Origin of the sequence: Mycobacterium sp. D16Q13 (genome assembly GCF_002013375.1) — a bacterium.
Lineage (GTDB): Bacteria > Actinomycetota > Actinomycetes > Mycobacteriales > Mycobacteriaceae > Mycobacterium.
This window is the reverse complement of record NZ_MAEW01000006.1, coordinates 1-18358: the sequence shown is the minus strand read 5'-3', so window position 1 is coordinate 18358 and position 18358 is coordinate 1. Positions and strand designations below refer to the sequence as shown.

The 18358-nt window shown below is 65.2% G+C and carries 18 protein-coding genes; 7 read left to right on the top strand and 11 right to left on the bottom strand.

Annotated elements, in window-relative coordinates:
- The first annotated feature begins 64 nt into the window (after positions 1-64).
- A complete protein-coding gene (locus B4400_RS06900; RefSeq protein ID WP_078309047.1) occupies positions 65-1204 on the top strand; it encodes an acyl-CoA dehydrogenase family protein in 1140 nt (379 codons plus the stop codon).
- Here the strand turns inward: B4400_RS06900 and B4400_RS06895 are convergent.
- From B4400_RS06895 to B4400_RS06880, 4 genes are read right to left on the bottom strand one after another with little or no spacing between them, the layout of a single operon-like run.
- Complete coding sequence (locus tag B4400_RS06895; RefSeq protein WP_078309046.1) at positions 1178-1834, bottom strand: cysteine hydrolase family protein; 657 nt, start codon at positions 1832-1834, stop codon at positions 1178-1180. The two genes, B4400_RS06900 and B4400_RS06895, sit on opposite strands and share 27 nt — an antisense overlap.
- A complete protein-coding gene (locus B4400_RS06890) occupies positions 1831-2457 on the bottom strand; it encodes a TIGR03086 family metal-binding protein (protein WP_078309045.1) in 627 nt (208 codons plus the stop codon). The genes B4400_RS06895 and B4400_RS06890 overlap by 4 nt, the downstream gene beginning before the upstream one ends.
- 55 nt (positions 2458-2512) lie before the next feature.
- Entirely contained in the window at positions 2513-4996 is a 2484-nt protein-coding gene (locus B4400_RS06885; protein WP_078309377.1) for a glycogen/starch/alpha-glucan phosphorylase, read from the bottom strand.
- A 57-nt stretch (positions 4997-5053) separates the two neighbouring features.
- The gene (locus B4400_RS06880) at positions 5054-6031 is read right to left on the bottom strand and encodes a quinone oxidoreductase family protein (protein WP_078309044.1); all 978 of its coding nucleotides are present in this window, start codon (positions 6029-6031) and stop codon (positions 5054-5056) included.
- A 91-nt stretch (positions 6032-6122) separates the two neighbouring features.
- Between B4400_RS06880 and B4400_RS06875 the strand changes: the two genes are divergently transcribed.
- Positions 6123-6635 (top strand): MarR family winged helix-turn-helix transcriptional regulator, encoded by a 513-nt coding sequence (locus B4400_RS06875; RefSeq protein WP_078309375.1) that lies wholly within the window; start codon positions 6123-6125, stop codon positions 6633-6635.
- Here the strand turns inward: B4400_RS06875 and B4400_RS06870 are convergent.
- From B4400_RS06870 to B4400_RS06860, 3 genes are all read right to left on the bottom strand, one after another.
- On the bottom strand, positions 6632-8110 hold the full coding sequence (locus B4400_RS06870; protein WP_170914939.1) for a carotenoid oxygenase family protein: 1479 nt from the start codon (positions 8108-8110) through the stop codon (positions 6632-6634). The two genes, B4400_RS06875 and B4400_RS06870, sit on opposite strands and share 4 nt — an antisense overlap.
- Before the next feature lie 118 nt (positions 8111-8228).
- Positions 8229-8837: a TetR/AcrR family transcriptional regulator gene (locus B4400_RS06865; protein WP_078309042.1), complete on the bottom strand. Its 609-nt coding sequence runs from the start codon at positions 8835-8837 to the stop codon at positions 8229-8231.
- 29 nt (positions 8838-8866) lie between these two features.
- The gene (locus B4400_RS06860; protein WP_078309041.1) at positions 8867-9451 is read right to left on the bottom strand and encodes a TetR/AcrR family transcriptional regulator; all 585 of its coding nucleotides are present in this window, start codon (positions 9449-9451) and stop codon (positions 8867-8869) included.
- An 80-nt stretch (positions 9452-9531) separates the two neighbouring features.
- On the opposite strand from B4400_RS06860, the gene B4400_RS06855 reads away from it, so the two are divergent.
- Together B4400_RS06855 and B4400_RS06850 are read left to right on the top strand one after the other, a co-directional pair.
- Complete coding sequence (locus B4400_RS06855) at positions 9532-10692, top strand: acyl-CoA dehydrogenase family protein (protein WP_078309373.1); 1161 nt, start codon at positions 9532-9534, stop codon at positions 10690-10692.
- A 22-nt stretch (positions 10693-10714) separates the two neighbouring features.
- The gene (locus tag B4400_RS06850) at positions 10715-11923 is read left to right on the top strand and encodes a lipid-transfer protein (protein WP_078309040.1); all 1209 of its coding nucleotides are present in this window, start codon (positions 10715-10717) and stop codon (positions 11921-11923) included.
- Here the strand turns inward: B4400_RS06850 and B4400_RS06845 are convergent.
- Positions 11920-13293: a styrene monooxygenase/indole monooxygenase family protein gene (locus B4400_RS06845; protein WP_078309039.1), complete on the bottom strand. Its 1374-nt coding sequence runs from the start codon at positions 13291-13293 to the stop codon at positions 11920-11922. The genes B4400_RS06850 and B4400_RS06845 overlap by 4 nt on opposite strands.
- A gap of 75 nt (positions 13294-13368) precedes the next feature.
- On the opposite strand from B4400_RS06845, the gene B4400_RS06840 reads away from it, so the two are divergent.
- Positions 13369-14433: a GGDEF domain-containing protein gene (locus B4400_RS06840; RefSeq protein WP_078309038.1), complete on the top strand. Its 1065-nt coding sequence runs from the start codon at positions 13369-13371 to the stop codon at positions 14431-14433.
- 6 nt (positions 14434-14439) lie between these two features.
- Here the strand turns inward: B4400_RS06840 and B4400_RS06835 are convergent, their stop codons facing one another.
- On the bottom strand, positions 14440-15528 hold the full coding sequence (locus B4400_RS06835) for an S-(hydroxymethyl)mycothiol dehydrogenase (RefSeq protein ID WP_078309037.1): 1089 nt from the start codon (positions 15526-15528) through the stop codon (positions 14440-14442).
- A gap of 24 nt (positions 15529-15552) precedes the next feature.
- Between B4400_RS06835 and B4400_RS06830 the strand changes: the two genes are divergently transcribed.
- On the top strand, positions 15553-16371 hold the full coding sequence (locus B4400_RS06830; RefSeq protein ID WP_078309036.1) for a serine hydrolase domain-containing protein: 819 nt from the start codon (positions 15553-15555) through the stop codon (positions 16369-16371).
- A gap of 181 nt (positions 16372-16552) precedes the next feature.
- Complete coding sequence (locus tag B4400_RS06825; RefSeq protein WP_078309035.1) at positions 16553-17086, top strand: DUF3145 domain-containing protein; 534 nt, start codon at positions 16553-16555, stop codon at positions 17084-17086.
- A 4-nt stretch (positions 17087-17090) separates the two neighbouring features.
- Here the strand turns inward: B4400_RS06825 and B4400_RS06820 are convergent, their stop codons facing one another.
- Together B4400_RS06820 and B4400_RS06815 are read right to left on the bottom strand one after the other, a co-directional pair.
- The gene (locus B4400_RS06820) at positions 17091-17477 is read right to left on the bottom strand and encodes a DoxX-related protein (protein ID WP_078309034.1); all 387 of its coding nucleotides are present in this window, start codon (positions 17475-17477) and stop codon (positions 17091-17093) included.
- A 59-nt stretch (positions 17478-17536) separates the two neighbouring features.
- Positions 17537-18358 (bottom strand): alpha/beta fold hydrolase (locus tag B4400_RS06815; protein ID WP_139361291.1); only part of this gene is annotated, 822 nt, incomplete at its 5' end.

The window sequence follows — 18358 nt, the reverse complement described above, 5'->3', positions numbered from 1 at the left end:
GCCACCATGTTAGCTCGCCGGGCTGAGGCAAGATGGCTCCCAACACCGATACAAGGAGAGACCGATGACGTTCTCGTCCGAGCACGACGACTTCCGCAGTACCGTCCGCCGGTACATCGAGGAGAAGATCAACCCTCACGTCGACGAGTGGGAACGCGAGCAGATGATGCCGCTGCACGACGTGATCGCCGATATGGCGAAACTCGGATTGGTCGGCCTCGAATACGACCCCGAGTACGGCGGGCAGGGCGCCGATCACCTCTTCACCCTGGTGCTGGCCGAGGAACTGGGTCGGGTGGATCATGGCTCGTTCCCGATGGCCTTCGGCGTTCACGTCGCGATGGCGACCCCGTCGCTGCACAAGCACGGCACCGATGAGCTCAAGCGTGAGTTCCTGGCTCCGGCGTTGCAGGGCGAGCAGATCGCCGCGATCGCGGTGACGGAGCCGGACGCCGGATCCGATGTGGCCGCCATCAAGACCCATGCCCGCCGTGATGGTGACGACTGGGTGATCAACGGCTCAAAGATGTTCATCACCAACTCCGTTCAGGCCGACTGGCTGTGCGTGCTGGCCCGCACCTCCGATGAGGGCGGATACGCGGGGATGAGCCAGATCATCGTGCCGACCAAGACTCCCGGATACCAGGTTCGTAAGCTCGACAAGCTCGGCATGCACGCCTCCGACACGGGCCTGATCACGTTCGACGATGTGCGGGTGCCGGTGTCCAACACCATCGGCGAGGTCGGCCGCGGGTTCCAGCAGCAGATGTCCCAGTTCGTCATGGAGCGTATGTTCGGCGCCTACGGCATCCCTGCCAGTGTGAACAGGGCCTTACAGCGCACCAAGGAATACGCGTTGGCGCGCCAGGTGTTTGGCAAGCCGCTGACCAAGAATCAGCATCTGGCCTACCAGTACGCGGGCTTTGCCGCGCGGGCCGACATGCTGGAGGTCTACAACCGCGATATCGCCGGTCGGTACATGGCGGGGGAGAACGTGACCCGCAAGGTGACCATCGCCAAGCTCACCGCCGGACCGCTGGTTCGCGAGGCCGGCGATTGGTGCCTGCAGGTGCACGGCGGCATGGGGTACATGACCGAGACGTGGACGTCGCGATTCTTCCGGGATCAGCGTCTGCTCAGCATCGGCGGCGGCGCCGACGAGGTGATGATGCGGGTGCTATCCCAGATCGACGGATTCTCCTGAGTGCGCCAGCTCCTGTTCCACCGATGCCACATCGGACACGTTCACCCCGATGAGCGTGAGATCGTGCAACCGCTCCGGGGTGACTTGCGAGGTGGCGTCCTGGACGATCACCGCGCGGTAGTCCCGCTCAGAGGCATCGAACAGGGTGGCGCGCGGGCAGTTCGGCAGGTTGCAGCCCGCCACCACCACCGTGGTGACGCCCCGCGCGTGCAGGTGTTCCTCCAAGTCGGTCCGGTGAAAGGCGCTCCAGCGCGGTTTGAACAGAATGTGCTCCGCGGGACCGATCTGCTGGAACCCGCCCGCCAACAGCAGCTCTGAATCAAGCCGCTCACCGTGCGGCAGCAGCTCGGCCGGGATCTGCGCACCGTCACTACCCGGTGCGGCGACCTCGCGTCCGGCGAGAATCTCTGCGCGACGCGGCAAATCGGTGTCGGTGCCGCCCGGAACGTAGAGCCGCACCACGTGCACGATGGGCCGGCCGGCCGTGCGGAACGCCGCGATCAGCCGACCGAGCGCGGGTATCCGGTCAGCGGTTCCCGGTACCGTCATGGCGCCGGAGACGAACTCCGTCTGCACATCGATGACCACCAGGGCTGAGCTGTCCCATTCGGGGGCGATGAAGCTTGTCACGCCACCACAGTAGGGGCCCAATCCGGCGCGCGCCCGAGGTGGCGCAGGATGCGGTCGATGTCGTGCTCACCGTCGACTTCGTCGAGCGCCCGCGCGAACGGGGAGCCCTCGGCCGTCCGGAAGTCGCCGTCGGGCACACCGAACGCGATCGGAACCGCTGCGGCGATCACGTCGTCGGGAAGAGCGAACGGAGCATCGATGCTGCGCGCCGCATCCCACCCGTGCACCACGTAGTCGATGAAGTGGAAGCCGATGGCCATCGAGCCGGGAAATGAAGCCTCGGCGCCGAATTCGGGCAGCGCGAACATCGCCTCCAGCACCCCGTCGGCGGCAAACGCATCCAGTACATCGTCCACGGCGGCGCGATAGACGCCCGCGGGATCGGCCATCACCGCGTCGGCGACGGTATCGGGATTCCAGATGGTCGGGTCGCCGCCGGCACTCCGAGCGGCGGCCGCGAAACCGCGATGTTGGACGGTCATGTGAGCCAGCAGGTCGGCCAGCGTCCACCCGGTGCACGGGGTGGGGCGTCGCAGGTCATCCACGGTGATGGTCGAGACGATATCGGCAGATGCCAATACCGCCGTTCTGTGCGCGGCATGAAGATCAGATTGCGTGTTCATGTACACATCATATGCACATGCATATGATGTGCCAAGGTGTATATCCGGGGAGTGGCTACACCTGCACGGTGACGGGTTGCACACCCCAGATCTCGTCGCAGTACTCGGCGATGGCGCGGTCCGAGGAGAACTTGCCGCCGCGCGCGGTGTTCAGGATCGACATCCGCGTCCACGCCGTCACGTCGTGCCAGGCCTGCGACACCCGCTCCTGGCACTCGATGTACGAGGAGTAGTCGGCCAGCACCAGGAACGGGTCGTGACCGCGCAGCGAGTCCACGATCGGTGCGAACACCGCCGGATCTCCACCCGAGAAGTGGCCGCCGGCAATCAGATCCAGCACGGTGCGGAGTTCTTCATTGAGCCCGACGAAGTCCTCGGGCCGGTATCCTTCGTGCACCAGGCGCTGTACCTCATCGACCGTGAGCCCGAACAGGAAGAAGTTCTCGGCCCCGGCCTCCTCGAGCATCTCGACGTTGGCGCCGTCCAGCGTGCCGATGGTAAGTGCCCCGTTGAGCATGAACTTCATGTTCCCGGTGCCCGACGCCTCCTTGCCCGCCGTCGAAATCTGTTCGGACAGATCGGCGGCCGGGTAGATCAGGTGCGCGCTCTTGACATTGAAGTTCGGCAGGAACGCCACCTGCAGGAACTGGCTGACGTGCGGGTCGTTGTTGACGGTCTCGGCGACCGCGTTGATGAGCTTGATGATCCGCTTGGCCATGAAGTATCCGGGCGCGGCCTTACCACCGAAAATGAAGGCGCGTGGTGCGATCCGCAGATCCGGATTCTGCTTGAGCCGGTGGTACAGCGTCACGATGTGCAGCACGTTGAGGTGCTGGCGCTTGTACTCGTGGATTCGCTTGACCTGGATGTCGAACATCCAGGTGGGGTCCAGATCCACCCCGACGCTCGCGAGCACATACTCGGCGAGCCGGGCCTTGTTGAGGCGCTTGACCTCTCGCCACTGCATCCGGAAGGACGAGTCCTCGGCGTAGGGCTCCAGCTCGCGCAGCCGGGTCAGATCCGCCACCCAGCCCTCGCCGATAGCGTCGTCGAGTAGCTCTCGCAGGCCCGGATTGGCCAGCGCCAGGAACCGGCGCGGCGTCACCCCGTTGGTCTTGTTGCTGAACCGCTCGGGCCACAGCTCGTAGAAGTCCTTGAGCACGCTCTCTTTGAGCAGCTCCGAATGCAGTGCGGCCACACCGTTGATGGCGTGGCTGCCGACGGTGGCCAGGTGCGCCATCCGCACACTCTTGCCGCCCTCTTCGCCGATGAGCGACATACGCCGTACCCGCGCGTCGTCACCGGGGAAGCGCGACCGGACCTCGTCCAGGAACCGGCGGTTGATCTCGTAGATGATCTCCAGGTGCCGCGGCAGCGACTCGGCGAACAGTCCCAGCGGCCACGTCTCGAGGGCCTCGGGCAGCAGGGTGTGGTTGGTGTATCCGAAGGCCGCCACGGTGATCTCCCAGGCCTCGTCCCAGCCCAGGGCGCGCTCGTCGAGCAGCAGCCGCATCAACTCCGCGACACCGATGGACGGGTGAGTGTCGTTGAGCTGCAAGGCGAATTGTTCGGCCAGCTCGTTGACGGGGCGCTCAGCCACATCCTCCAGGATGTGCAGCACGCGCTGCAGTGAGCAGGAGACGAAGAAGTGCTGCTGCAGCAGCCGCAGCCGCTTACCGGCCTCGGGCTCGTCATTGGGGTAGAGCACCTTGGTGACGGTTTCGGAGGACACCTCGTCCTCGACGGCCTTGTAGTAGTCGCCGGCGTTGAAGGCGTCCAGCTCAAACGACTGCACCGCGCGGGCGCTCCACAGCGTCAGGGTGTTGCAGGTGTTCACGCCGTAGCCCTGGATGGGCGTGTCGTACGGAATGCCCTTGAGGAAGCGCTGCGGGATCCAGCGCGCCCGGAAGTTTCCGTCCTCATCCAGATACTGCTCGGTGTGGCCACCCCAGCCGACGAGGAAGTTGAGATCGGGTTTGGCGATTTCCCAGGGGTTTCCGTTGTCCAGCCAGTTGTCGGTCTTCTCGACCTGCCACCCATCGCGGATCTCCTGGTCGAAGATCCCGTACTCGTACCGGATGCCGTAGCCGATTGCCGGACGATCCAGGGTGGCCAGCGAGTCCATGTAGCAGGCCGCCAGCCGGCCCAGGCCGCCGTTACCCAGACCCGGCTCTTCCTCGCACTCGAGCACCTCGTCAAGGTCCTGGCCTAACGCCGAGAGGGCATCGCGAGCCTGCTGCTCGATCTGCAGGTTGAGCAGGTTGTTGCCCAGCTGCGGCCCCATCAGGAACTCCGCCGACAGATACACCGCCACCTTGCGGCTCAGATCCAGATAGGTCTGCATGCTGGCAATCCAGCGCTGCTGCATGCGATCTCGGACCGCGAGTGCCAGGGCGCGGTAGTAGTGCGCGGGCGTGAGCACGCTCGCCGGACGCCCAATCGAGTACCGCAGATGATCGATGATGGCTCTCTGCAGGGTGTCGGCATTCAGGCCGGTGCGGGAGTGCTCGTCATGGTCAAGCTCGGCGGAGTGCGTCATGTCCATACCGTGCCATCGAATGGCGCGCGGGAAAACCGGAAATAGGCGACCGGCAGGTTACTGGGGGGTGACCACCACGCGCACCCCGGACGGCTCCTTTGCCGCCCAGACGGTTTCGATATCGGCCAGCGGCCGGGCCAGCGTCTGCAGCTGTAGGTCTCCGCTGTCGACCATGGAGAACAGCTTCGGCAGGGCCTCGGAGCGTGCGCGCAGCAAGGCCTCGGACGGCACACTGCCGATCCCGACACCGGAAAGGATGATGCCGGTGCTGCGCAGCGTGGAGGCGCTGACGCTGACGGTCTCTCCGGTCATCGCGCCGATCTGAACGAAGCGGGTGGCGTGGAAGTGTGCCGACGGGTGGCTGGCGGCCAGCGCGTTGAGGGTTTGTTCGGCGGGGGAGCCCCACAGGTAGTCCAGCACCGCGTCGAACGGGCGCGCCGCGTGTCGCGCGGTGATGGCCTCGGCGAGGTCGTCGCTGCCCAGCGTGATGACATCGTCAGCCCCTACGGTGCGCAGCCAGGCCAGCCGTTCGGCGCTGCGGCCGGCGACCGTCACGTGCGCGGCGCCGAACACCGATTTCGCCAGCTGCACCGCCACCGAGCCGGTCACTCCGGTGGCTCCCAGCACCAGCACATGCTGGCCGGACTGCACCGAGGCGCCATAGGACAGGGCCAACCAGGCCGATATTCCGGGATTGGGTATCGCGGCGGCGGTCACCGAATCGACGTGCTCGGGCACCTCGACGGCGCCGGCTGGGTACACGACGGTGCGCTCGGCCATCAGGCCGTGCGGCGCGATAGACCCGGTGTACACCCGCTTGCCGCTGGCCAGCCGGGCGACACCGTCGACACCGGCAATCGCCGGAAGGGTGATTTCCTTGCTGCTGTAGTGCTTTCCGGAGATGACGGCGCGGGTCAGGTTGGTCAGGGCCGATGCCTCCACGGTGGCGATCTCGGCGCCTTCGGGCGCCTGGGGGTCGGGGAAGTCGGTGTAGGCGGGCTGCTGTCCCCACGTGTGCACGACTGCTGCCTTCATGGCGTGCTCCTCAAGTTTCTGTGGAAATGGTTTCCACTGAAACCATACAAACAATGTACGGCGGGAGCCGCCGGATGGCAATATGGTTTCCATGAAAACCAAGTCGGCGTTGATCGGCAGCATCAACAGCCTGGTGGGCGCGGTGGGGGACAAGTTCGACCCGGACGAGGATTCGGATGCCGAGCGCGATTTCCTGGCCGAGCGGCTCCCGCGCCGGATGGAACACCTCATCAGGACACTGCCGACGCTGTCGTTACATCTGTTGGCGGCGATCGCCGACGGGCCGGTCAGTGTGGTGGGCCTGGCCGCGCGCTCGGGTCAGCTCAAGGGCACCGTGTCCAAGCATGTGCAGCGCCTGGTGGACGCGGGCTTGGTCCAACGTGCGCCGATTCCTGGTAACCGCAAGGAGATCGAGCTCATTCTGACCGACGACGGGCGCACTGTCGTCGATGTGCACAGCCGGCTGCACGAGGAGATGGAGCGCGGCGTGCGCGACTTCCTGCGGCGCTACAGCAATGCCGATCTGCAGGTTGTCGAGAAGGTACTGCAGGATCTGCTGGCGGCGGGCAGGGACGGGGTGCGGATCGTGGCCAAGGGCGGTTAGGCCGGGATCCAGTTGCCGTGGAACTGAAACGGTATCCGTGCTGGAAGATGAATGGTGGCAAGTTTTTCCATCGACTGAGCGTCGAGGATCAACATATTGCTCAGCCGGGTACCGCGATCGTATTCATATCCGATGAGCACCCCGTCGCCTTCCTCGGCGTCCTCGGAGCGGGGCACGGGGGGGAACTCGCCCGGTATGTGACCGGCCTCCAGCTTGTGTTCGGTGGTGCCGCCGTTGGTGAGGTCATAGCGAATCAGTGAGGCACGGGCGTCATCGAGGCTTTGCAGGGTGTCGATATCGGTGTCGCCGACGCTCGTGGTGAATCCATACCGGTGCGGCAGGCTGACCCGGCGCGGGTCGACCATCGGGAATTCCTGGAGGCGTTCGTCCGTCCATGACTCCTTCACTACCCCTGTGACAAGGTCGATTTCCCACCGATGCAGGCGTGGCCTCCCGGAATCGAACACATTTGCGATCTCGTACTTCGCATCGTGGTCGGGGCCGGTGATTCGGCAGGCGTCGACCACGATGGTGCCGTTCTCCTCGTGGGCGTTGAGGGTGTGGAACACGTAGCACGGTTCGATGTCGAACCAGCGAATCGTTGCCGGTCCCCGGCGCGGGATCACTCCAATGCGGCTCGGATGCGCGCTCCTCCACTGCAGCGGCACCTCCGCCGTCTTGGGCAGGGTCGCCCGGGCCATCACCGGACCGAACAAAGCGGGCGGCTCGAACCGGGTCAACAGCACGGCGGCTATGCGGCCGATGAGTGGCGGTGCGATACGGCGGGTCAGCAAGCTGAGGTCGATCACCAGCGGGCAGTCGAAGATCATCACGTAGTTCTCGCTCAGGGCGATGTCGTGCAGTAATGGCCTGCCTGGCACGTCGAGCGGCACGCTCTTGCGCACCGTGCCGTGGGGATCGATGACCACATAGCGCGCCACCGCGGGCCCGACGAGTTGGTAGGTCACAGCGTGTAACTCGCCGGTCACCGGATCCAGCTTGGGATGTCCGGTGTATCCGCCCTCCAGTGTTCGGCCGAAATCGCAGGTTCCGACGGTCTCCAATTCATCGTTCAACTCGTAAGGCGCGAGACCGCCCTCGGCGCTGACGATCGTCTTGCCGGCGAAGCCGTACACATTCGTCTGCGGGGACACGGTGGTTATACCGGCGCGATAGTTGGCCGGCTTCGGCTTCTCGCCGAGCAGTCTGGACACCTTCGGTGTGCGCACCCACCGGCTGCGATACCACTCGGCGCGGCCATCGCGCAGCCGCACTCCGTGCACCATGCCATCGCCGGTCAGGCCGAACACCGAGTAGTTGTCGGGGTCGTATTGCCCGGGAAGCGGATTGGGGCCGGTACGTACGTAACGGCCGTTCAGGAATTTCGGTATCTCACCGGTCACCCGCAGGGCGGTCGCTGTTGTCTCCCGATCGACCGGGAGCACATGCTCGTCGGCAAGCAGATCTATATCCATGTCAACATCCTTTGGCTGCATCATCGAAGCTAGAACATAGAGTCAAGCTCGACGGTAGACCGCATGAATGGGTATGGCAAGAGCCAAATTCGGTGGCGCGCCGCGAGAGGGATGTGGGTTAGGTGGGCTCCGGATAGGCGGCGCTGATGCCGGCGACGATGTATGCCGCGCAGGTGCGTACCGAAACCTCGGGGTCGATGTGGTGAGCGATGGCGGTCAAAACTCCCGATCTGATGGCTTGCGCGCTCATGGTCGCCAGCAGCAGGCGCCGGTGCGTCTCGGCCTCGTCATGCACCGGTTCCCAGAGGTCGAGGATGCTCATGATCCGGGACACGGCATCGGTGAGCACCTGCTGATCAAATCCCGGGACATGCGGCGCGCTGGAGTCGGCCAGCAGCCGCATGCCCAGCGGGCGGGTGGCGGCATGGATGAAGAATGGCTTCAGGGAATCGCTCAGCGACGCCGCCGGGTCATTCAGGTCGACGTTCTCCGGCATCGATACGTCGTCGAAGATGGCGCGCATCAGCGTTGCCTCGCGTCCGACGAGTCGGATGAGCAATCCGTCCTTGGAGCCAAAGTGTGCGTAGAGCGTCTGTTTGGTCACCTGTCCGGACGCCACGATCTGGTCCATAGTGACTGCCCCGCAACCCTGTTCGGCCACAACGGGTAACACCAAGTCGAGTAACTCGTCATCGGTGGGCCGATAGCCGGGGCTGCGTGATGTCACGTCAGTACCGTAACCGCTGGCGGTGGCGGTTAGTCGAGCACTTTGATGGATAGCGTGGGTTTCGGGGTGTCCCCGTGCTCCAGCCGGTCCCACACCGCGTCGATCAGTGGTTGTAGCAGCAGGGCGCCCATCTGCCGAACCATCACGGACACAACCTGAGTGGACTCGGGACGATCGGTGGGGGCCATGCCCTCCTCGCGCAGGGTGGCCACCTCGTCCCGCGTCAGCTGAATCAACGCATTCAGCATGCTCAGTTGCTCTTCGGAAGGCTCGAGCACGGCCCGGCGCACGTAGTTGACGATCGGGGGGTTCGCCTTGAGCATCGCGACGACGGCGGCATCGCGGGCCGCGGCGAGCTTGCGCGGGTCCGTTTCTGCTTCGACCGATCGCAGTGCCTCGACGTGGTAGTCGACGACTAGCTGATCAACGGCCTCGCGCAGACCAGCCTTGGTCTTGAAATGATGTTGCACCAGGCCGAGTGTCACCCCGGCCTCGGATGCGACCGCGCGCAATGAAATTCGTTCTTCACCGTACTGGGCGTACAAATCCAGTGCGGTGTTGCGAATGCGCGCCTTCGCGGTCAAGTCCTCGTCGGCCGCGCGCGGGTTTGCCATACGCCGCATCGTACCGCACCCCTTTACAAACGAATCTGAAACGATACACTTGTATCGTCTTGACGAGGAGGTCAATGAAGATGTCCGCACTATTCCCGTCCTATCGCGCGTCCTGGGAGACCGATGCGCACCGCGACCTGCGCAAGCACGCTGCCGAGTTTCTGCGCAAGGAGTCCACGCCCAACCAGGAACGCTGGAGCGCGCAGCACCAGGTGGACCGCGAATTCTGGAATAAGCTGGGCGACGCCGGTCTGCTCGGCCTGGACCTTCCTGAGGAATATGGCGGCGCCGGAGGCGATTTCGGATTCTCCGCGGTGGTGGCCGAGGAACTTGCGCTTGCCCAGGACACCGCGACGGGCTGGGGCGTGCACTCGCCGATCGTCGCGCACTACATCAACACCTACGGCAACACCGAACAGAAGGATCGCTGGATGCCGGGCATCATCAGCGGCGACCTGGTCCTGGCCATCGCCATGACGGAGCCCGGGACGGGATCCGATCTGCAAGGGGTGCGCACCAGTGCGGTCCGGGATGGCGACCACTACGTGATCAACGGCTCGAAGACATTCATATCCAACGGCACACACTGTGACCTGCTGGTGATCGTGGCCAAGACCGATCCATCCCAGGGGGCGAAGGGGGTATCGCTCATCGTCGCCGAAACCAAGGACCTGCCCGGGTTCGAGCGAGGCCGGGTGCTCGAGAAGGTGGGGCAACACGGGCAGGACACCCGCGAGCTGTTCTTCAGCGATATGCGGGTGCCGGTGGCCAACCGGCTCGGTGAGGAGGATGGCCAGGGGTTCATCCAGCTCATGACACAGCTGGCGCGCGAGCGCCTCATCATCGCGTCGGGGAACGCCGGAATGGCCGAGGCCGCGGTGCTGGAGTCGATCAAGTACACCAAAGAGCGTGAGGCATTCGGCCAGCCGCTCATCAAGTTTCAGAACACCAGGTTCCAGCTGGCCGAGCTGAAGGCCGAGGTGCTGTCGATCAAGACAACCGTCGACTGGTGCATCCAGAACTACATCGACGGCGCCAATGACCCCGCGACGGCCTCCATCGCCAAGCTGGTGGCCACCGACAAGGGGGTTGCGGTGGTCGATCGGTGTGTCCAGTTCTTCGGCGGATACGGATACATGATGGAGTACCCGATCGCCCGGGCGTACGCCGCCGCACGCGTCAACAAGATCTACGGCGGCACAAGCGAAATCATGAAAGAACTCATCTCTCGGTCTTTGTGACCAGACGCGATAAGGAGCGACAATGAAGCAGCAGAACAGGGCGTTTGTCGTCGGCGTCGGCATGACGAAGTTCGAGAAGCCGGGGAGTCGTGAGGGCTGGGATTACCCGGCGATGGTCAAGGAGAGCGGAACCAAGGCGCTCGACGACGCCGGGGTCCGATACGAACAGATTGAGCAGGCTTTCGTCGGAAACGTCTATGGTGACTCGTGTTCCGGGCATCGTGCCCTCTATGAGCTGGGCCACACCGGCATTCCGATCTACAACGTCAACAGCAACTGTTCGACGGGATCGACCGCACTGTTCATGGCGGCCAACGCCATTCGCAGCGGCCAGTCCGACGTCGTCATGGCCGCCGGGTTCGAGAAGATGGAGCGCGGCTCGCTGAGCATGAAGTTCACCGACCGCGAGTCGCCGTTGATGCCACAGATCAACCGGCTCGGCGAACTGACCCCGCCGCAAATGCCCATGACCGCATGGATGTTCGCCGCCGCGGCCGAGGAGTACATGCGCGAGTACGGCCTGACCGCCGAGCAGCTGGCGTGGATTGGCTACAAGAACCACAAGCACTCGGTGAACAACCCGTACAGCCAATTCCAGGACGAGTACTCGCTGGAAGACATCCTGTCGTCGCGGAGCATCGTGGCGCCGCTGACCAAGCTGCAGTGCTCACCGACCTCCGATGGGTCGGCAGCGGCCATCGTGGCCAGTGAGGAGTTCGTCGACAAACACGGACTCGCGGACCAGGCCGTCGAGATCGTCGGGCAGGCCGCCGTCACCGACCGGGCCGACACCTTCGACGGCACCGCGGCGGGCATCGTCGGCGCGCACATGAACAAGGCGGCGATCGCCGCCGTGTACGAGCAGGCGCAAATCGGCCCCGAGGACATCGACGTAGTAGAGCTGCATGACTGCTTCTCGGCCAACGAAATCCTGGTGTACGAGGCGCTCGGCTTCTGTGAGCAGGGTGAGGCAGGCAAGCTGATCGACAACCAGGACACCACCTTCGGCGGTAAATGGGTGGTCAACCCGTCCGGCGGCCTGATCTCCAAGGGACACCCGCTGGGCGCCACCGGCCTGGCCCAGTGCGCGGAACTGAACTGGCAGCTGCGCGGGCAGGCCGGCAAGCGTCAGGTCGCCGGCGCAGCCACCAAGGACGGCGTGGCCCTGCAGCACAACATCGGGCTCGGCGGTTCGGTGGTCGTCACGGCGTACCGCCCGGCGCAGCGCTAAGCGGCGCGCACCAGCCCGGACCGGGCGAACCGGCCGGCGGGGGAGAACCGCTCCAGGATGGCGTCGGCGGATTCCCCCGCCCACTCGGTGATGAGCTCCTTGGCGGCTTCGATCGAGGTGACCCTCTCGAAGGGCTTCGGATCGTCGAGCAGGCTGAACAGTTTGGATGCGAATCCCTCGTGGACGTGACCCGCCGCGAAGAACAGGTCGCCGTAGTCGTGCAGCTCGTCATCGCCGAGGTAGAGCCTGGTGACCAGCTGCGCGGCGCGTGCCCGCCGGTCGTAGAACTCCTCGAAAGCAGCAGTGAGCCAGGCGGTGTCGAAGGGGCCGTCATGCGCGGCGGCCTTGTGGACCAGTGCTGCCGCCTGGACCAGGCCGCCCTGGGCGCCCTGTCCGGCGATCGGGTCATAGGCCACGGCGGTGTCACCGAGGGCCGCCACGGGATGTCCGCTGGTGGTGTGCCCCACGCCGTGCCGCACCAGCTGGGTGACCGCGCCGGTGATCCACGAATGTGGGTCTTCCTCGATGACGTTGAGCGACAACACTTCCGGTAGATCCCAGTCGATGTACTCGCGATGCACATCGGTGACCGCTTCCAGTGCGGCAGCGGCGCTGTCGACGGCGGCATAGCGCCGTTCCCAGTCGCTACCGGGCTTGGCCCAGGTCAGAAACGACCAGGACGGTCCCGCGTCCTTGTGTAGGTACGGACCCCACCACGCCTCGCCCTGATCGGTAATGAAGGAGAACGCGCTGTGGCGCCCACCGGCCGGTCCCCGATGGGCGAAGACATCGGGCCCGTGTCCCAGGCCCGCGACCGTCAGCATCAGCAGCCGCCGTTGTGGGCGGTCGTACACCGTGCGGGAGGCATCCACCGGGAACAGCGAGGACAGCCCGCCGCGGCCGGTCGCCACCAAGGTCAGGTCATGCGCGGCGGCGATCGAGTCAAGCTTTTCTGGGTCCACCTGTTCCACGACGAAACGCCCACCGCGTTCCTGGAACTGGGTGAGGCGATCATCGGCCTTGAGCCGGGTGTCGACGGCGACGCCCTGGGTACCGCCGTCGAAGTCGGCGTCGAAGGCGATGACCTCGGGGCGGCCGGGCTCGTTGCCGTCGACCAGGCGCACACTGAGCCCGGTGGAGGTGGGGCCCGGTTCCAGGTAGTTGGTCAGCCCCAGGCCCGCCTCGGCACGCTGCGCTTCCCCGAAGATCAGCGCGGTGCCGGTCGCGGGCACGTCCTGCCGCAAACTTCTCTGATCGCGATCGCTGTAAACGGTGACGTCAAAACCTTTGTCCAGCAGTCCCAGTGCAGCCGTGGCGCCGGTCTGTCCCGCACCGATGATTGCCGCCCTGCGCCCGTGTCGTGTCGTCATGCCCGCCACTATCGGCGTACGGCCTTGTGTGGGAAAGCCACCTGCTCAGGGTGATTGCAAGGGCCATAATCGAGTGTGCAAAATCGGCAGCAGCTAGAGCCAGGGTTTCAGTACCTTCTGGTTACCGATGCGCTTCGCGACGCCGGGCAGTTGAGGCAGCTCAAGGTGGGCATCGGGCTCCTGTGCTTTTCCATCGTGGTTCTGGCGGGAGCCACCCAGTTCAACCCATTGGGGCCGCAGGGGGTGTGGCCTCGCACGATCCAGGCCATCGCGGCCGTGATGGCGGTGATCGTCGGTCTGTGCTGGATCTTCTTTCCCTGGCCGAACCGGCGCGGCATGGTCGCGTTCGTGGCGTGGGCGGACGTGACTCTGGCGATAGCGGCAGCCACGTTTTCCGACCCGACGGCCAGGATCTGCGCGGTCGTGTACCTGGGCCTGGTCGGCCTTCTTCCCACCTTTTTCCTGGGTAGACGCGCGTTGGTGATGCACTGCGGGTTCGCCCTGACGTTGTTCGGCGCGCTGGTGGTAATGAACGTCGTGGTCGACGGTGCGCCGTTGTCGGCGCAGTTCACCTATGGAGCACCCACGCTCGCCGCGGTGGTGTTGATGCCGACCATCATCCAGCTGGTCCTCGAAGGAGGCCGGGACTCAATCCTGGCCGCGGCGGTCTCGGCAAACCGCGATCCGCTCACGGGTCTGTTGAACCGTCGAGGCGTGACCACCGCGATTGACTTGCTGCACCGCGGCCGCATCGACGCCGTCGACGTCGTCGTGGTCTTGATGGATGTGGACGGGCTCAAAGAACTCAATGACACCCGCGGTCACGGCGCCGGCGATGCGATGTTGAAGGCAGTGGCCGCCATGCTCACGGCGAGCACGCGTGTCGGCGAGATCGCCGCGCGCATCGGTGGCGACGAGTTCTTGGTGGTGGCGTTCCCCGGCCGTGCCGAGAACATCGACACCACCATTCGCCGCGTCAGCACTCCGCGCGCGGGGATTGACACCTGGAGCGTCAGCGTCGGCGCCGCCTGGCAGTCCCAAACCGGCGGCAAAGTCGACTTGGATTTGCTTGTCCAACAGGCAGATTACGAGTTGTACAAGGTCAAAAGCTCTCGCGGGATGCTAGATCCCCAGCACTGAGTGCGGTTACAGCACGACGACGGAGCGCAGGACCTGTCCGTGGTGCATCTTGTCGAAGGCTTCTTCGATGTTGTCGATGCCGATGCGTTCGGTGACGAAGCGGTCCAGCGGCAACCGGCCCTGCTGATAGAGGCTGACCAGGGTGGGGAAGTCGCGTTCGGGCAGGCAGTCGCCGTACCAGGAAGACTTCAACGATCCGCCGCGGGAGAAGAAGTCGATCAGCGGCATCTCAAGCTTCATGTCGGGGGTGGGGACTCCGACGAGCACCACGGTGCCGGCCAGATCGCGGGCGTAGAACGCCTGCTTCCAGGTTTCCGGGCGCCCGACCGCATCGATCACGACATCCGCGCCGAACTCGTCCGTGAGGTCCTGCACCGCGGTAATCACATCGTCGACCTGGCGGGCGTTGATGGTGTGCGTGGCACCGAAGTCCTTGGCCCACTCCAGCTTTTTGTCGTCGGTGTCGATGGCGATGATGGTGCGGGCCCCGGCGAGTTTGGCCCCGGCGATGGCGGCGTCGCCGACTCCGCCGCAGCCGATGACCGCCACGGTGTCATCGCGGCCCACGTTGCCGGTGTTGACGGCCGCGCCCAAACCGGCCATCACCCCGCACCCCAGTAGCCCGACCACGGCCGGGTCGGCAGAGGGGTCGACCTTGGTGCATTGCCCGGCGTGGACCAGCGTCTTTTCGATGAACGCGCCGATGCCCAGGGCGGGGGTCAGCTCGGTGCCATCGGTGAGGGTCATCTTCTGGGTGGCATTGAAGGTGTCGAAGCAGTATTGCGGGCGGCCGCGCTTGCAGGCCCGGCACACCCCGCACACCGCGCGCCAGTTCAGGATTACGAAATCACCGGGCTCCACGGTGGTTACTCCGGCGCCGACGGTTTCGACGATTCCGGCGGCCTCATGGCCGAGTAGGAAGGGGAACTCGTCGTTGATGCCGCCCTCGCGGTAGGTCAGATCGGTGTGGCATACCCCGCACGCCTGCACCTTGACCACAACCTCACCCGGGCCCGGATCGGGCACCACGATGTCCACCAATTCCACCGGAGCCTTCACCGACCGAGCGATCACACCGCGCACCGTTTGAGCCATGCGCCAGACACTATCGTCATCCGTGTGAGTGCCCTCGACCTCGTCGCCGATTGGCCAGTGCCCACCGTTTCCGCCGCCGTGGTGGGGCCGGAGGGGATTAGGGCCCACATAGGCCCGGTGACGCACCAATTCGCCCTCGCGTCGGTCACCAAGCCCTTGGTGGCGCGGGCCGCACAGGTGGCGCTCGAAGAGGGGGCCGTCGATCTCGCCACCCCGGCTGGGCCTCCCGGCTCGACCGTCGAGCACTTGCTCGCACATGCTTCGGGGCTGTCGCTGCTCTCTGACGCCATCATCGCCAAGCCGGGCACGCGTCGCGTGTATTCGAACTACGGATTCGCCGTGGTGGCGCATGCGGTGGCCGCCGGGGCCACCATCGAGTTCGGTACGTATCTGCGCGAGGCCGTGTTGGAGCCGCTGGGTATGGGGGACACGGTGTTACCTGGCGGGGCAGACACCGCCGGGTACGGGGGAGCCTCCACGGTCGTGGACCTCGCGGCCTTCGCCGGTGACCTGTTGCGGCCGCGTCTCGTCACGGCCGAGACACACCATCGTGCGACAAACGTCGTGTTTCCGGGGCTGGACGGAGTGCTGCCCGGGTATGGCGTGCAACGCCCCAACGACTGGGGGCTGGGTTTCGAGATCAAGGGCACCAAGCTCCCGCACTGGACCGGCAGCGAGAACTCACCGGCCACCTATGGCCACTTCGGGCAGGCGGGCACCTTCCTCTGGGTGGACCCGAGCGTCGACCTGGCGCTCGTCGTGCTCACGGACAGATCCTTCGACGGCTGGGCCAATCAGGTGTGGCCACAGCTGTCCGACGCGGTGCTGGCCGAGTTCGGATAAGGGCTCACCACAAACTCTCAGGAAGCCGTTACCTCAAATTGGCCCCTAGGACTGGCGCAACACGCGCATCAGAAGGCACAATGGTGTCACAAGGCACATAGGTGTAATTCAGTAACACGCTCTAAAAGCTTCGCGAGCCGTTGGGGAAGACGTCCTCGTCGAAGACAAAGGAGCACTACGAATGCACGCGTCGCCTCAGTTCGCCGACTCGACAACCGGCGTGGTGTATGTCCATGCCTCACCGGCCGCAGTGTGCCCGCACGTCGAGTGGGCTTTGTCGTCGACTCTGTCGGCGATCACGTCCGGCCGCACCGCTGACGCGGTGAAGCTGCGCTGGCAGGCACAACCGGCTATGCCGGGGCAGCTGCGTGCCGTCACCAACTGGGTTGGCCCGGTCGGTACCGGTGCCCGCCTGGCCAACGCTCTGTGCTCCTGGCCGGTACTTCGTTTCGAGGTCACCGAGGATGCCAGCGATGGCGTGGACGGGCAGCGCTTCAGCCACGTCCCGCAGCTCGGCATGTGGAGCGGCAGCACGAGTGCCAACGGCGACATCATGGTCAGCGAGATGCGGTTGCGCGGCCTGATGGACGCCGATCCCGGCAGCATCACCGCCGAACTCGACACCATGCTGGGCAGCGCGTGGGATGACGCCCTAGAGCCGTACCGCAGCGGCGGCGACGGCGCCGAGGTCACCTGGCTCCGCGGAGTCGGTTAGAGCCTCAGCTCTTGTTGGCGTTGGCGACCAGGCGGCTCACCAGGAAACCGATGTAGGCAAGGCCGCCAAGGCTGCCCACGATGCGGGTACGCCGGAACGCCAGCGCGAGTCCGAGCAAGAGCTCGGTGAAGCCGTTCTGGTAGACCCAGCGGCGGGTGTCCTCCGGGAAGGCGACCTTGGAGAGAGACTCGAACGGCTGGGGCGCGACGAAATGCGCAACGCCGGTGGCGGCCAGGCCCGCACCGCCCGCCCGGAATCCGATGCGGATCAGGTTGGCGATGAGCACCGAAAGCCGCTGGAACAGGCTCGGGCCGACCTTGGTCGTGACGAGCGTCGCGGTCGGCTGACCGTCGACAAGCAACTTGAGTGCCTTCTTACGCCGCAGTGCCATTCCCCAGACTCCCTTGTCGATTATGTGAATGAAACGTCACTCTAACAGTAGGGGGGTGGCTAGGCATCGGCTTGTCGAGCGGTGACGTCGATGCCGAACGTCTCCACCAGGAAACTCACGATCGCGGGTGTCACCCGGCGCGGCCAGAACCGCAAGGTGGCCAACGTTCCGGCCGAAATCACTTGTGCACCAACGATATCGATGGCGAGGTTGTGCGCGTCGGCCGCGGGATGCAGCGGGTCCGCGGTGAGCGCGAGAATCATCGTGGGCGCATTCACCGCGCGGCGCACCGCACGCGGCGGCGCCATCCGGCCCACCAGCATGCCCTTCATGAATGCCGCGGAGCGCGACGGGGGAGCCGTCAGGAATTCGCGCAGCAAGCCAAGGGTGGGTTGTTCGGTCTCGGGGAAGGATCGGGCCACCGCGCCGACCAGCCACACCAGCGGCCGCCCAAGGGTGAAGAGGGTGAGCCCGGCAGACCACAGATAGCCGGCTGCACCGATACCCCGCTCCAGGAATGGTCCCTCCAACAGCAGACCGGCCACTCGTTCGGGTGCCCACGCCGCCGCCTCCACCGAGATGTTCGCGCCGATGGAGGTGCCGCCGAGCACCGCGCGTTCGATACCGAGAGCGTCCAGCGCGCCAATGAGCTGGCGCCCCAAAGCCTGCGAGTTGTAACGGTCAGGCTCTAGCGGGTGCTCATCGGCGGTGGTGCCGAGAAGATCCAGGCAGATCACCCGAAAGCCGCGCTCGGCCAACTCCTTGGCCCACGCATGCTCCAGATAATGCGAGGTGAGGAAGGCGTGTGACAGCACCACAACACGGTCCCCGGAACCGAACTGGCGATATGCCAGCCGGTGTCCGTCGACGGTGAGTGTGGT

Bases quoted from the DNA above. Each gene is read 5' to 3' on its own strand.
- B4400_RS06880 (WP_078309044.1), bottom strand. From the start codon at position 6,031: ATGAAGGCAGCAGTCGTGCACACGTGGGGACAGCAGCCCGCCTACACC.
- B4400_RS06885 (WP_078309377.1), bottom strand. From the start codon at position 4,996: ATGACGCACTCCGCCGAGCTTGACCATGACGAGCACTCCCGCACCGGC.
- B4400_RS06875 (WP_078309375.1), top strand. From the start codon at position 6,123: ATGAAAACCAAGTCGGCGTTGATCGGCAGCATCAACAGCCTGGTGGGC.
- B4400_RS06900 (WP_078309047.1), top strand. From the start codon at position 65: ATGACGTTCTCGTCCGAGCACGACGACTTCCGCAGTACCGTCCGCCGG.
- B4400_RS06825 (WP_078309035.1), top strand. From the start codon at position 16,553: ATGCACGCGTCGCCTCAGTTCGCCGACTCGACAACCGGCGTGGTGTAT.
- B4400_RS06890 (WP_078309045.1), bottom strand. From the start codon at position 2,457: ATGAACACGCAATCTGATCTTCATGCCGCGCACAGAACGGCGGTATTG.
- B4400_RS06845 (WP_078309039.1), bottom strand. From the start codon at position 13,293: ATGACGACACGACACGGGCGCAGGGCGGCAATCATCGGTGCGGGACAG.
- B4400_RS06835 (WP_078309037.1), bottom strand. From the start codon at position 15,528: ATGGCTCAAACGGTGCGCGGTGTGATCGCTCGGTCGGTGAAGGCTCCG.
- B4400_RS06850 (WP_078309040.1), top strand. From the start codon at position 10,715: ATGAAGCAGCAGAACAGGGCGTTTGTCGTCGGCGTCGGCATGACGAAG.
- B4400_RS06855 (WP_078309373.1), top strand. From the start codon at position 9,532: ATGTCCGCACTATTCCCGTCCTATCGCGCGTCCTGGGAGACCGATGCG.
- B4400_RS06820 (WP_078309034.1), bottom strand. From the start codon at position 17,477: ATGGCACTGCGGCGTAAGAAGGCACTCAAGTTGCTTGTCGACGGTCAG.
- B4400_RS06870 (WP_170914939.1), bottom strand. From the start codon at position 8,110: ATGGATATAGATCTGCTTGCCGACGAGCATGTGCTCCCGGTCGATCGG.
- B4400_RS06860 (WP_078309041.1), bottom strand. From the start codon at position 9,451: ATGGCAAACCCGCGCGCGGCCGACGAGGACTTGACCGCGAAGGCGCGC.